This is a genomic window from Microcoleus sp. S1D4, assembly GCF_036700765.1.
Lineage (GTDB): Bacteria > Cyanobacteriota > Cyanobacteriia > Cyanobacteriales > Microcoleaceae > Microcoleus.
In genome coordinates, this window is record NZ_JAUBPP010000005.1 from 88259 (window position 1) to 102497 (window position 14239).

The following is a 14239-nucleotide window of genomic DNA, read 5'->3' on the forward strand; positions in this document are numbered from 1 at the left end:
ATTTCAGCTTTGCTATATAAATAGTTTCAATCCCTAGAAGGGAGTGGAGTTTATTGCGGCGTTCGACGACGAGATAACCTATCCCAACCTTCAGTTTCAATCCCTAGAAGGGAGTGGAGTTTATTGCGGCCCTTAACAAAAGAATTTACATAGTTCACCATCAGTTTCAATCCCTAGAAGGGAGTGGAGTTTATTGCGGCTAAATGAAAATCTGAAGTTAGCTAATGCTCAATTAGTTTCAATCCCTAGAAGGGAGTGGAGTTTATTGCGGCGAAACCCAGTCACCACAACAGTTAGAGTCTTATGTTTCAATCCCTAGAAGGGAGTGGAGTTTATTGCGGCAAAATTGGCGATCGTGTGAGCTTTAGGCAATGAATTTGTTTCAATCCCTAGAAGGGAGTGGAGTTTATTGCGGCTCCCGAGAAACTGATAGACGCTAATAAATTTTTAAGTTTCAATCCCTAGAAGGGAGTGGAGTTTATTGCGGCGCTATCGTTTTGAGATCGAGCAAGCTGTAGTCGTCTGGGTTTCAATCCCTAGAAGGGAGTGGAGTTTATTGCGGCTTGAAAAAATGGATCTAAAAAATTGCTGTTGTTAAAAGTTTCAATCCCTAGAAGGGAGTGGAGTTTATTGCGGCATGCCAACAGCATAAAAAGCAGACCAGCAATAATGTTGTTTCAATCCCTAGAAGGGAGTGGAGTTTATTGCGGCTGTACACATAATACTAACTGGTAAGTTTACGAACGTTTCAATCCCTAGAAGGGAGTGGAGTTTATTGCGGCTAGAGACGTTGAAAATTTTCTCGTGATTCGATCAGTGTTTCAATCCCTAGAAGGGAGTGGAGTTTATTGCGGCTAATTTTGTCAGCAGCCCAAAACCCAAATATTCAGGTTTCAATCCCTAGAAGGGAGTGGAGTTTATTGCGGCAGGAAAACTTACCAATCCCCGACCCATTAGAGCGGCCAGAATTGTTTCAATCCCTAGAAGGGAGTGGAGTTTATTGCGGCCGCCGGTGTGTGAAACCATTGCTCTATTTGGTTTTCAAGGTTCAGTTTCGCCAACCTCCTCAGAGAATACCATTTCAGCTTTCGCTCTGTCAATACCATAGATCGCACCTCAACTTAAAATCCTTATCCAGCAACAGTCCTAGCGATTTCGCCAACCTATTTTTCGGAGAGGGAGCATCAAACCCTTACTCTATATAGATTAGAGCCTACAAATTTGACCCCCCAAATTTTACACCTACAGGTTGGCGAATTTTTATGCAAAGAAAATAGTTCGATCGATCGGAACTACCCCACCAATGCGCTCAATTTTACCTTGACAGCAAGCGCACAACGGAAAAAATAGGATACTGTCCTCTGGAGGCTTGATGAATTTAGCCAAGCGCGATCGCAACTTAGCATACTGCGTTTCGCTCAAATCCGCACACTCAAACACACTGTACTGCATCCACTGCCCGTAGGATTTGAGAATTTTGTGAACTTTAGTCCGCCGCTTATCTTCCGGGATATCGTAAGAAATCAGAATGTGCATAATTATTTCAAAACTAAAGGTGGATATTGGTCGATTTCGCCCATCAGATATTTCGCCAACAGTCGCGCTTGAATTTCAAAAGCTTCGCGATAAGTGCACTTGCGCCCCACAACAGGATGCTTGAACTCTGACTGTTTTTTCTTTTCATACAGCTTCAGAAATTCTTTGCGCCCACCTTCTGAGAGTCGCACCACATTGCTCAGAGGTTCTACAGTAAAATCATTGGGAGTCAATATCCGATTGTTGATAGCATTTAAAATCACGCTATCGACAACTAAAGCCCGAAATTCCTCCATCAAATCAAAAGCCAGTCCAACGCGGCCGTAGCGCTGAACGTGGAGGTATCCTAAATAAGGATCGAAACCAACAATATTGATCGCACTTTGCACATCGCGACGCAAGAGAGTGTAACCGAAATTCATCAAAGAATTTACTGAATCTATCGCGGGTCTGTGTCGGGGTTTAAAAACAAATCCCTCAGCGCGAATTAGTTGATTGAAAACTCCAAAATAAGCTGCACTTCCCGCACCTTCCAGCCCGCGCAGAGAATTTATATTATCAACCTTGTTCAGCTTGTTGATAACATGCTGAATTACAGTCATCGCTGGTTGCAAATTTAGTTCCGAATAATGACCTTGAGTTTTGTACAAACTGTAGCGGTAATTTTTCAGTTTACCTCGAATAAATCCGCGAACAGCGTGAATAGCTTGAGGAGTTTCTCCCGCAGCTTTCCATTGAGCATCGCGGACGAAAATGTTTTTGGTTAATTCCGGTTCTAGCGTGCCGAGATATTCGCCCATCTCCGAGATAAAAGTCAAGGAAACTTTGTGTTTGAGAAGTTCTGCAATCGCCGCTGGGGAAACAGTAGCCCGTCCCAAAATAACAATTGCATCTAAATGAATTAAAGGCACTTCTTGCAATATTTTATTATTGCATTTTACCACAATGCGTTCGTCAACTTTGCCGATAAAAGCGTCTTCTTGATTGATGTAAAGTGTTCCCATCTTTGAGTCCTCAAGTTATATATTAGTTGTCTTTTGATTTGTGAGCCAGTCCGCCAGGGGATGCTTGGCTAGTCCGCAAGTCCGCCAGGGGTTTCATATCGTTTCCGTTTGGATTGGAATGATTTAACCGCAGAGTACACAGAGTCCGAGAATATATATCTGAGTCATTCCGATGCTACCGGATTTGATATCAACCCCAGTTTCATAGATCGAGTCGGTTCTAACACTCGCCAACAATTGAAATAAACCCGGCATTCCCCACCCGAAATACCCAATTAAAATCGATCCAACTTTTCAGTTAAAACAAACTGCAATTTATCAACTTAGCTGGCTTCTTGATAGCGAAGAATCTTGTTACTCACCTGCGGCAAACATTGAGCGTACAAACTGCATCCCTGACAGCGTTTACTGTAATTTGCAGGCGGCATTTTGCCAGTTCCCAACAAAATTTGAATAGCCGAAATAGTCACCACAGCCTCCTGTCTCAAATCCTCAGAAATCTCGACTTTTTGCCGCTGGTGCGACTGCGCGTAATAGACGTATCCGGTTTGAATTGTTTTCCCCGTCATCTCTTCCAAACACAAAGCTTGCGCGCACACTTGCAACTCGTCATTATCCCATTCCCCCTTCTTACCGCGCTTGTATTCAACCGGATAAATCTCGCCATTCTCCGATTCAATCAAATCCGACTTACCAATCAGCCTGTAGCGTTCCGACTTCAGCCAAATCGCCCGAACTTGCCAAGTTTCATCGCGATTAAGTTCTCCCATAGTGTGAACCCGCTCGTGCAAACTCGTCCCTTCTACGGTATACTGATTTTCCGCAAATTCCCCCGCGCAAAACATCCGCCAGCAGCGGTGGGCGCAGTAGGAGTATTGGTTCAAAGATGCGATCGAAATGTAATCATCAGTATCATTCATAATCTCAATAATTTGTGCTTAAAATTCTTATTTGTCATTGCGATCGTCCTCGCAAAGCAAGGACGAACCTAACTAAAACGTTGACTTCACCCTATTGGTTTCTGCTTCAATCTTGAGAATTCTTAACAAAAATTCGGCGCGTCATACCCATGCCCATCGGTGTTTTTCTCCCCAACCCGCAGTACAAGGAAAAATCAGCCAAAGCATTAATTTGTTTAATAGCCAACGGTTCCACATCTCCCAAGATTCGATAAGTAACTTCCCCAACAACTCCGATAAAATTGCTGTGATAATTACTCGTAACTTCTGTTTTGATATTGACAAAACTCGGAAAAAGTGCATCGAGCGACAGCGGAGAAATCTCAATACCGCTGTACTTGTTCCAGCGAGTGAGAAGCCTGTTAAAAACGCATTCTCTCGTGGGCAAAACTGAATCAAATTTCCCTTGACGAAAAGATGTTGGAGTAGCGAGGCTAAAGGCGATCGCTCGATTAGTGTCAGAAGCGCGATCGTACAATTGAGAGTAATCGCAAGCATTAGCCCAAGGCATATCTACTTGTGGCGTTCCCAAAATCTTAGTAATCATCAAATCAGTAGGGCCCAGATGCCACGGTTTCGAGGGATTAAGATTCAGCCAAAGTTGAGTTAATTTACCAAATAGAGAGTCATCGAGAAGAGTAATTCGCCACCAACAAAGGGTATGTTCGGGAATGGGTTGTGAGTGTTCCCATTGCAAGGTATGGTGTTTTTTGAAAGGGCATTTTTTAGTTTGTAAAGGGCTGAGGGTGAAAGCCTTATCTGCTGCTGCTTCGTGCAGGTAGTTGCCAAGTTCTTTGTCAACGGAGCTCACGAGAGTGAGAAAGAGGGCGTGGAGGTGTCTTCCCGTTAGGTATCCGGGGGATATTGGGGAGAGGGGGAGGAGGTTGAGGATCAGGCTGTGCGGCATAGTTTGCTAGCTCATTTGTTGGTATGGAAAAAAGAAAATTTACAGGATTTGTGCAAGGCCAAAGAAACCGGGTTTTTTACCTAATCTGCAGGTAACAACGAAGGATTTTCATAAAAACCCGGTTTCTGCCCCGTGCGTAAGTCCTAACTCAGTAAGTTTATAGTGAAAATTTTAGTTCTCACTGCGAACCTTTTTGAAATTTAACTCGCCCGAAAGCGATATTCCATACAAGCTGGAATTCTGAGGTTTTCAAACTGGTAATGTTGACCGCGAATTTTGATATTTTGAATCAAACTTACGGGCGGCATATTCACCACGTCGTAGCTGAGGACTTGATGGGAAAACATCACATCTAAGGGATTGAGCAAATAAGGAAAAATAAAATCGCCATTTTTGCGATTATCGCCATTGCCCATTTCTTCAGTCGTTAACTCAGCTTTGCTCATCCACTTTCCCAGACGAATCCATTTCGCCAGTTTCAGAGACTTTTCTGAGATTATGAAAAACTCAAATTTGCTTTCCGGTGCAATTTCTTTAGTTCTGCCAAAACTGGGGATATTTTTCTGGGTTTTCTCCATCTCAACGTGATAGTTGTTGTTGGCGTATTTCCATGTATTGAGAGTGGATGCGTGAGAGATCGATCGCGCCGGAGTTACATAAATCCCCTGTTGGTTGAGCGCCGTTAAATGCTGCTCGTATTTAGGAATTTGTTCGGGACAAAAATAGCGATAGGAATCTTCTTCAGCCACGGTGGTAGAATAGATGGCGCTATCCACCAAACCGAGGGCGTAACAAAGTGCGTAATTGTGAATTACTGGCTCTGTTTCGTAAAGTCTCCCGATCTCGCGAGTTGCAAAATAAAGGCTATCGTGCAACTCGATTTGACAGCGATATATAATAGCCATTGTTTTTATTCCGCTGCTGCTATAGATCCTGCCTTACCCTTGATATGCTTCTTCGCGTAAGCTTTAGCTTCATCATCAGCTTTTTTCAACATCTTTTTGAGTTCATCTTCATGGCCAATAATAGCTTTAACTTCTGTAATTAATGGCGTAAACTTATCCCCAATAAAGTCTTGATGCACGATAAATTCCTCAGACATTAATGTTTCGATAGCAGCGCTAGCAGCGGCAATTACATCATCTTCATTGAGAGGGTTGTTGGAATTAAGTTTATCTTCAACCTGCAATTTGTCGTAAATTGCTTGCGTCCAGCGGAGGTTACTGGTAATTTCGCCGTCGGCAAATACAACACCAATTAACTGATTTCTGACTCTACCTGTGCGGGTGGTTTGAGCGCCATAGTGCCTTGTTCTGAGAATGTTGTTAAAAACATACAAAAAACTAGCTTCTGTAGGGTCTTTTAGGGTGACAATGCTAGGAAAGAAAATCTGCGGTTTGATGTGGTCTTGCTGATTGATGCGACTGGTTACTTCTCCGACTTTTGAACCAGATTCACCTTTGGATGCCATTGTGCCATTCTCAAAGGGAGCGTTGAGGGTAAAAGTCTCGTGAGATTCGTCAAAAGCGGTAATTGAAAATGCTGTGTCAACTACGACTTTTGATTTTTCTGAACCAGAGTCACCGATCGCAAATCCGTAGATAATGCAATCAGGATTATTCATGGCAAACTTGACATTGTATTCGCAGTCTTCAGCGGTCATAAAACCGTAGTTACGCAGCAACTCGCGACCGACTAAACGTTCTGGTGTAGATTGCTTGCGCTTAAACATGGTCAAGCGGCTAATCGGTTTTTGGTCTTGAATTCCTGACCTCACCCGCGCTTTATTCAGTTCTCCATCTGTCTGAAATAGGGGATAAGATTCTGTGACTCGCACAGTCAGGAAATGTACATATTTACCCATTGGTTTGTAGGGGATATTAGCGTGGAAGAATTTAGAGTCAACTGTTTTCAAGAAAGGCATGATTTGTGTCCTATGTAAAAATGTTAGTTTTGTAGTTGTCGTGTAGCCGATCGCACAAAAGATTGAGCTTTAATCGTCACCTTCTTCCTGAGATTTCTCAGGAGATTTGTCATCTCTATCACGATTGTCTTTGTCATTCTCTAAACGGTAAAGGAATTCGCAGGTATCTCGGATTAGGTTGATTTGGCGACCTGCTAAACGAGCACGATCGCCTGCAAATGATTTCTCAAATACCTCCTCAACAAAGTAGCGAGCAAACTCTAAAATCGCCTCTCGTTCTAGATCACGTTGTTGAGCATTAAATACCCAGCGTCCATTAGCAGTTTTAGCATGAACTCGATCCATCAGCTTGCATATTTCCCCAGTAACAGTAGCAATTAATGCTTTACTTTGAAAACTTGGATTTTCCTCAATAACAGTAGGTAATATGACATCACCTTCAAAACTTGGATCGGCATCAAGGACAACTTTAGCTGCAATATCAATCGGTTTTAACACAGAATTTGCTTTGGGATTATACCACTTGTCAGCCTTATAGAACTTGCGATATAATCCTGTCAAATTGACAGGGTGATTTAGGCTTGATTGTTCTCTCACGATCCATTCCTCTGATATAAAATTATATTGGGCATAAGCGTCAAAGCAAGGGTAAAAATGATAAGCATAAAGCTTAATCTTTTGAATTGACGCCGTTTCATTTTTCTGTTTCCGAACCCACTTATTTAGGTAGCTAAACACATAAAGCGGGCTGGTTTCAAAATCAGTGGCGAGTTCAGTTAACTTTCCCCAGTTGGAGTCATAACCGGACTTCCCTTGTTTTGCATTAACATCAAGATGAATGGCATAAGCAGCAGTTAAGACATTTAAAGGTGCAGGATAAGATTTGCCGTTTTCCTCCCATCCTTCTAGGATGTAGTCGAGGCGGAAGCGATCGCGCTTCGTCAACACCCTAAAAGCTTGGGGTACACTGTCCAGAAATACGCTTTCTTCAAATTCCGCACCGTCGTTAAAAGGCGGAATTGGCGACTCTGAAACTACGGTTTTAACATCTAGAATCATGGGAAAAGCAAAAGCTAGCCAAGTTGGCATTACCCAAGATTCGGTATCAGTTGCATCTCGGCCGGGCGGAAGCGCCATGAAGTAAAATGTTAGGGGTTGGTCTTCGGGATAGGAAAGTTTGAAGGTGCGGTCTTTTCCTGGTTCGATGTTTTCATCGATTAGGAAACTATCGATGCTTTGGTAGCGTTCGCGCCCAAAATCGGCTTGCAAATCCTTGCTGATAAAATGATTGCGAATGCTGGTATCAAAGCGGGTTTGGGCAATGCTAGTGTAGGCTTTTTGCAGAAACTTATTTGTCTCTGGGGTGAAGTAATATGTGGGATAAAAATAGAGATAGCGATATTTGCCATCTTCAAATTTTTTGCCCACAGCTTGAGTTTGATTCATTAAAATTTGCCTCATCATCATTTCCAAACCTGCAATACTAGAAATATTGCGTTTAGCGTTAGAACCTCCCAACATTTGTTTGTTAGTGTAAACTTGAGGCGTGAACAAAACGGCTGATTCCATTTGTTCTGTCACCGTGTAAGCTGAATGGGAAATTGAACAGATTAACTGTCTTCCTCTACCCTGTTTCTTAGCGAGTTGGTAGCGTTCCAACTCATCTAAAAATACGTCACTGGATGCTGTGTCCAATGGTGTATTTCCGGGTAACATGACAACCCGCGTTACCCACAGTCGCAAATCGTCCCAACCGTCGGGCAATTTGTACTGTGAAAGAATGGGCTTCATCATTTTGGAAACGTGGGCGATCGCCTGTTCGCAAACCTGCCGCACATCCTCAATTCCTGGGTAATGTTCTAGGTACTTTGCTGCTAAATAGTACCATTCGTAAGGAACGCCTCCTGTATTGCCTTTTAGCTTAAGTTCTTTCAGGCGTTCATTAATTCGTTGAATTTCTCTCAGGGCTGGCAGATAGTCGGACAGGTTCCAAAACTTAGCAATTTCATCGACAATATCTAGATGAGGTAATGCGGGTAGTTTTTTGTCTTTCTTGCGTGCAGCTTCGATAGTATTAACCTGTTCTCCCCAAATCTTACGGCTCACTAAGTCGCCAAGTTCAGCAATTTGGTCAATCCTCAGATCGTCGTCAAAATTGAAGTTGTAATCGGCCGACAAAACATCCTGTTTTTGAAATTTTATCAGATTATCGCTGCGACTTTTTGCAACAGAGTTTTTCCCTATTTTGAGAATGCGTAACGTAGCAGCGATGGCAACTAGCATCAAATCTGACGCATCAAAAAACAGGTTATAATACTCGGCATATTTCATGCCTTTACCATCTCTGCCAAAGCCAGTTTGTCGCCGTTGTAGTTGTCCGGCGCAGAGTTGTTTAATCTTGCTAACTACTCGTTCGGGTAAGTCGGCAATTGAAATAGCAGGAGCATCCCGCCGTGCTAGGTAAATTACACCAGTTGGTAGGTAAAGCAGTGGTTCATAGTAGGTGCAAGCGTCGGTATTCAGCGCCGTATGCACTTCCATTAAAGCGTTATTGACGACGTTAGTAAGTACGCCTCTGTTTTCAGCGATGCTGTGATAAGTAAATTTTAATTGCCCGTCGCTGAGGCTGTGGATTAACTCATTGAGCCTGGTATTTTCTGCATCTTGGGGATGTTTGATAATAGATGCTAGGGAATCTGCTAAACAGGTTAAGTCTGAGAGGCTGCGGAGTGTGCGATCGCGCAACACTGGATTTAACCCAAATTCGGAAAAATTCCAGTTAGTATCCCAACGCCGCTGAGCGTTATAAGCAAGGCAGAGCAAATCGTCAATATATTCTCCATAAGCCTCTGGATCGTCGGGATTGATGAAGCTATCTATTCCTAACTGTCGAACTTTTTCATCAATAATTTGACGGTGCTGTTCTAGCGGTAACTTGCGACAATCGTTGGGGACATCGGGGAATTTTTCAAAGTCGTGGAGAATAAATCCAGCAATTACTAACCGCCGTTCTTTTTCTCCTACGGAGCGCCGCACGGTGGTATCGAGTTTTTCTAACCGCTGTTCTATTAAATTAGCGGGAAATAATCCATTTAGCAGGTGAGTATTTAGGGACTGATCGCCTGCATTATGCCGTCTAACATTCTCTTTTCCTTGCTTTTTATCGAGTTCGTCAAAAAATTTGCCGCCTTTGGCTGTAACGCCAATGGCAACTCGCAGCAGATTTGGCAAGACATATTCTGCGAAGTCTGCCATGACGCGATCGCCTGGATTTTCACTCTGAATGGCTTCTCGCAAGAGTTTGAGGGTTAGCAAGTCGCGAGTTTGAGGTTCGATTGTGCGATCGGATGTTTCAAAGCTCGAAGCTAATTTTTCATCTTGCAACCAGTCATCATCTGCATCATCCGATTGTTCTGAGTTCAAATTAACTGGAATATCAAATAATGAGAGTTGTTGATACTCTTCATCGGGTTTTTGACGTTTTTTAGCCATTTTATGCCTCTAGGGAGTCTATGTAAGCTGTGACTTGCTAGATGTAGATCGGAGATTAGGAGAGGGAAGCCTTGGTAGAACTAGCTGCTTTAGCATGGTTTTTGTTAAGTGACTTAACCAGCGATCTGCAAAAAAGTTTTGCTTTCTAACAGAGCGGGGTTGAGATTACCTACGCCTGACCTTAATGCCGCAAGCTAATGATGAGCTTCCCTCCCTTACGGGAGATTCTCTGGTTGAGTCAGAGAAATCCCCCAAGAGCGACGAGATAGTTTAGGCTTGCAACATCCGATATTCAAATTGGTTGTGAGCAACCTTTAACTTTTCAATCGAGTAGCCTTTCTTGCGAGCTTCGTGGACTGTGTGTCCAAATCGCCAGCTAACCTTGGTGGCTAGCTCGTCGCCAGAATGCCACTTACCGTCTTTTAGGACTCCGATCAAACGATCGAGATTAGTTAATTTGACACGCATGGTTATTTTCACCTTCTAGTTTGTTTCAAGCGACTGTATAAGCCCAAATTATTGCTAGTTATGGGCTTCAGCAATTTGCTTATTCCCAACCTAGTAGTTGCGATAGCTGCTGTCAAGCAGTTGATAAGCTGAGAATTATTCAACTATTTACTAGCGCTGACATATTCAACCCCTTGTGTTATGCTTGCATTGAAAAGAAGTATTGCGGTGTACAGGATGTAACGAGCTTAAATTCCCTATCAGGGATTGAAAAGAATAGGTCTGTGCTTAATGCCGTAAGCTTCTTCATTTGCTCAACCAAAACCCCTATCAGGGCTTTATCTTCTACGCAATCCATATTTCGTCCCCCTTGCTCTTGAGCCAGTGGGCCAGCGTATCTACCAACAGGGCCGACTGCCCAAAAGCGATCGAATAAGGTGCAGTCGCATCGTGGAAACTGTACCGATCGCAAATCGGATAAATCTGAAAGTGCATCGGCAGTCGCAGGCGCGATCGTACTTCAGCCACCGGATAGCGCAGCACATAACAAACCAATGCTTGCTTCTTCAAACGCTTGTTGATTTCCCCGATCCAATAATTCTCAGGTTGCACAACCTCAATCCCCGTTAAAACCTGAACTTTCCAAGCAGCAGCATTTTCCTCTAATTTTCCCGAATAAGTAAATTTCCAATTCAGTCTTTCCTCCCGATAAGTACGCAATTTCAAAAAAGCCAGACAGTGTTTAAATCGACCTTTGGCAATTGGTTGCCCAAGGCGTTCCGATGTCTCGTTCAACATTCGCATAAATGCAGATTCCGTCATCGGTTCGATTTCTAAGTTGCTCAAAATTCCTGGTAAATCGTAAGTTTTGAATTTGTCTGCCTCGTGGGAATCGGTTAAATCGCAGATGCCGCATTGTAGGGGACTAGAACCTCGAAAACTGCTAGCATCTTCAACGATCGGATTTCCTGTCTTATTTCCCGATCGCTCTTGCCACTCTTTGCCCCACTGTTTAATATTACCTGCCACTTTCCCCAAGCTAGTTTTAAATACTTTTTGAGCAGCTTCCTGAAAAGCTTTCTGACTTGATGCGTACTGCTGTTTAATTGTCCTGTGCCCTAATTCCCAACAAATTTGAACAGACTGCACCGCACCCCACCGCGAATAATATCCCTCAAAATTGTTGATTTGGCGGTAGTTTTCGCGAATTTGTTGATAGAAAAAAGGACGATCGTAAATTCCGCTAGACTCTAAAGTGGCAGTATCACCGACAAACAAGCGTTCAGCTAAGAAATTAGGGATGAGTGCTATGGCTGTGAAATTTTGAAATTGAATAAATTCTCCATTGCGATCGCAGCCATCGTGTCGCCCCAACCTTCCCAATCTTTGGATGAAGTTGCCCGCATCGGCGGATTCAAAAATCAGCAAATTGATTTTGAAGTCTACCCCGACATCAATTGTGCTAGTACCGAGAACTAAGTCTGAGGAGAGCGATCGCTCTTTTTCCGTCTTTCCCGACAACCCGGTGTTTTCGCCAACAACTAAACCGTAAGGCTGGAACAATTCCCGAAAAAATGGTGTCAGCCGCTTGACGGCAGCAATCGAATTCAGGATAATAGCTCCTTTACTTCCCGGATTGTGTTTAAAGTGAGTCAGGATGAGATTTGCGCTGTCCTTCAGCCAAGTTTCAGAAGCTTTTGAAGTTGGTTCTAGGGAAATAAAAGTCAGCCTACTTTCCCTCAATATCTGCCGCCAGGAGTCTGCTTTCAACTGTTCGATTTCAGCAGGGCGATCGGGAAACTGATATTTGCCTGCTTTTAAAGAGTCGATAGTTTGACAGCGAAAACCTGCTATTTCTAGTCTGCCAATTAATTGGTCGTCAGGAGTTGCTGACAGAAATACAAACTTTTTGCGGCGATTTGTATTGCGAATTAACAACATAGTATTGATGACGCCGGCAATCTGGGGAGCCGCAAAAACATGAAATTCATCAAAAATAAACAGCTCAAAATCTTTGTCAATTCGACCCCACAGTTTATCGGGGCTATCTTCAGAGCTTAAATACGCTCCTCGGTGCAGATAGTGCAAGATATCAGGGTTAGTTAATAAAATCTCTGATTGACCTGTGCGAGATGCGATCGCGGCTGCTTTTCTCAGTTTTTCATTTTCTGCATAGATTTCTAATTCCGAGCCGCTGAGTCGGACAACGCGGGGTTGATGATCGGGTTGGAATTGTTCGATATAGCGCTGAATTTGAGTCTCCTGATCTCGCGCCAGTTCATTCGTCGGATATAGCGCCACTGCACAACAAAATGTCTGCAATGTTTCTAAAAAAGCCGCTAAACTTTTGCCATCACCAGTCATCGCCGTATTGATAATGACATCAATATTCGGATCGCGAATTGCCTTTAAAGTTTCGAGTTGATGCCAAGAAAGCGCCCAGCCTTCCGGTAATTTGACTCCCTGGGAAATCTCCGCAGCGGGACAGGAATAAACGGATTTGAGGGTAATTTGGTAGTCGGACATATGCTGAAACTGTGTCCGTAGAAAGTGGATATTCCCCATATTGACACCGACAATAGAGATAATCAACCCTGTACCAAGATAAAGTGTCCGTACATTTATGAGTCGCAAAGGTCAATCGATCACCCTATCGGTTTCTGAACGAGATAAAACTGAGTTGGAAGCCTTGGCCCAAGAATTCGGGAAGACGTGGGGCGATCGCCCGAACATATCGAAACTGATAGAAGCGATCGCCCGCCGCCAACTGACGATCGCCCCGAACCACGACTGGCCGCAAACCCGCATCAAAGCCCTAGACATCGCCCGACAGCAATTGCTTGACTTGGGCAAAATTGATGAAGCGCTGGCAATTGCCGAATTGTTGAGTTCTCGCAGCGAACTCACTCTCCCTTTCCGGGCTGAAATCGATCGATTTTTGAGCAACCCCTTACCTGTTTGGCGACAAAAAATCGACCATTTTATTCACAGACAGCAACCTTTTCGCCTGTCTTACCGGGATGCAAGCGATCGCCTTTGGCATTACACGATCTTGCACGCTCGGATTGTCCCCATTGAAAAGCGACAATATTTAATGTGTCGCTGCGAAGAATCTGAGGGAAATCAAGACGTACCCGGACTCAAACACAACTGGACGCTGCTGCTCGATCGCATTGAAGATGCTGCGGTGATTTCGGTCGATCGACCTTGGCTGCCAGATTTAGCCAGGATTCCCGTAGAATTTCATCTATCCGGCAGACTAGCCTTTAATTACAGACGCAAGCAGGAAGATGAGGAAGTCGGCGAAGCAGAAGGCGATCCGCCTATCAGGCGAGTGATTCGGAATATCTCAAATACTTTCTGGTTTTTTCGCGAAATCTCTCCTTATTGGGAAGATTGCGTCATTGTCTCTCCCGACAGTGTGCGCCATCGCTTCCAACAAAAACTGGTCGCCCTCTGCCGCCAGTACGACATCAAAATCGGCGATTAGAGGACTAGGAAGTACCGAAAAACGCACAGGGACTTAAGAAACCGGGTTTTTTCGGAAAAACCCGGTTTCTGACAACCCGCCCACCAATCCAAAAAAAAGCAGCCCGTTATAGGCTGCACATCGAAAAAACCGTTGTTTTGTTAGAGGAGAAAACTTTAAATCGAATTCAAGTCGCCGTTATATCAAGTCTCAGGGACTCCGGCGGGCGATCGGCTGCCAACCAATTTCGCCATCTTTATCTACCGCTGACTCACCTTACATTGCTGCTGAAAGTTCATTCACCATTCTTACCCTGCCTCTGAGCACTGCCCGCAGCAGGCGGTTGACACAGCCTCTATCTTCGTCATTGAGGGACTCGTCCAAAGTAGCGGCCATCAAACCGTAGCGATCGGCTAAAGTTAAAACGCCCGTGTCGCTGACAGAAGCGATGATTTCAGAGATAGCGCCGGGGAGGAGTTGTAAGCAGTTCATGGCAGTGCG

11 protein-coding genes and 1 CRISPR repeat array (1 of these 12 only partly in view) are annotated in these 14239 nt (G+C 44.0%); of the genes, 1 reads left to right on the forward strand and 10 read right to left on the reverse strand.

What is annotated here, in order from left to right; translation table 11 throughout:
• Positions 1 to 1007: a CRISPR direct-repeat array (repeat unit 37 nt; unit sequence GTTTCAATCCCTAGAAGGGAGTGGAGTTTATTGCGGC); it begins 512 nt to the left of the window's first position.
• Between the two features lie 253 nt (positions 1008 to 1260).
• The 9 genes from cas2 to cas3 form a co-directional block, all read right to left on the reverse strand.
• Positions 1261 to 1536 carry a CRISPR-associated endonuclease Cas2 gene (gene cas2, locus QT998_RS07390; protein ID WP_106150523.1) on the reverse strand — a complete coding sequence of 92 codons (276 nt, stop codon included), beginning with the start codon at positions 1534 to 1536 and terminating at the stop codon, positions 1261 to 1263.
• A 2-nt stretch (positions 1537 to 1538) separates the two neighbouring features.
• Positions 1539 to 2540 (reverse strand): type I-D CRISPR-associated endonuclease Cas1d, encoded by a 1002-nt coding sequence (gene cas1d, locus QT998_RS07395; RefSeq protein ID WP_333092241.1) that lies wholly within the window; start codon positions 2538 to 2540, stop codon positions 1539 to 1541.
• A gap of 323 nt (positions 2541 to 2863) precedes the next feature.
• Positions 2864 to 3460 carry a CRISPR-associated protein Cas4 gene (gene cas4, locus QT998_RS07400; RefSeq protein WP_333092242.1) on the reverse strand — a complete coding sequence of 199 codons (597 nt, stop codon included), beginning with the start codon at positions 3458 to 3460 and terminating at the stop codon, positions 2864 to 2866.
• Between the two features lie 106 nt (positions 3461 to 3566).
• Positions 3567 to 4406, reverse strand: coding sequence for a CRISPR-associated endoribonuclease Cas6 (gene cas6 / locus QT998_RS07405; RefSeq protein WP_333116077.1), 840 nt, complete (start codon positions 4404 to 4406; stop codon positions 3567 to 3569).
• A 200-nt stretch (positions 4407 to 4606) separates the two neighbouring features.
• The gene (cas5d, locus tag QT998_RS07410) at positions 4607 to 5311 is read right to left on the reverse strand and encodes a type I-D CRISPR-associated protein Cas5/Csc1 (protein WP_194070255.1); all 705 of its coding nucleotides are present in this window, start codon (positions 5309 to 5311) and stop codon (positions 4607 to 4609) included.
• A gap of 5 nt (positions 5312 to 5316) precedes the next feature.
• Positions 5317 to 6330, reverse strand: coding sequence for a type I-D CRISPR-associated protein Cas7/Csc2 (gene cas7d, locus QT998_RS07415; RefSeq protein WP_333116082.1), 1014 nt, complete (start codon positions 6328 to 6330; stop codon positions 5317 to 5319).
• A 69-nt stretch (positions 6331 to 6399) separates the two neighbouring features.
• Positions 6400 to 9822, reverse strand: a complete 3423-nt coding sequence (cas10d, locus tag QT998_RS07420; RefSeq protein WP_333116085.1) for a type I-D CRISPR-associated protein Cas10d/Csc3 — start codon at positions 9820 to 9822, stop codon at positions 6400 to 6402.
• Between the two features lie 270 nt (positions 9823 to 10092).
• Positions 10093 to 10290, reverse strand: a complete 198-nt coding sequence (locus tag QT998_RS07425) for a hypothetical protein (protein WP_194070262.1) — start codon at positions 10288 to 10290, stop codon at positions 10093 to 10095.
• Between the two features lie 324 nt (positions 10291 to 10614).
• The gene (gene cas3 / locus QT998_RS07430) at positions 10615 to 12795 is read right to left on the reverse strand and encodes a type I-D CRISPR-associated helicase Cas3' (RefSeq protein WP_333116088.1); all 2181 of its coding nucleotides are present in this window, start codon (positions 12793 to 12795) and stop codon (positions 10615 to 10617) included.
• Between the two features lie 97 nt (positions 12796 to 12892).
• Here cas3 and QT998_RS07435 point away from each other — a divergent pair, with 97 nt between their 5' ends.
• Positions 12893 to 13759: a WYL domain-containing protein gene (locus QT998_RS07435; RefSeq protein ID WP_333116090.1), complete on the forward strand. Its 867-nt coding sequence runs from the start codon at positions 12893 to 12895 to the stop codon at positions 13757 to 13759.
• Positions 13760 to 14014: 255 nt separating this feature from the next.
• On the opposite strand, the gene QT998_RS07440 is transcribed toward QT998_RS07435, so the two are convergent.
• Positions 14015 to 14230, reverse strand: a complete 216-nt coding sequence (locus QT998_RS07440) for a hypothetical protein (RefSeq protein ID WP_194012571.1) — start codon at positions 14228 to 14230, stop codon at positions 14015 to 14017.
• Between the last annotated feature and the right edge of the window lie 9 nt (positions 14231 to 14239).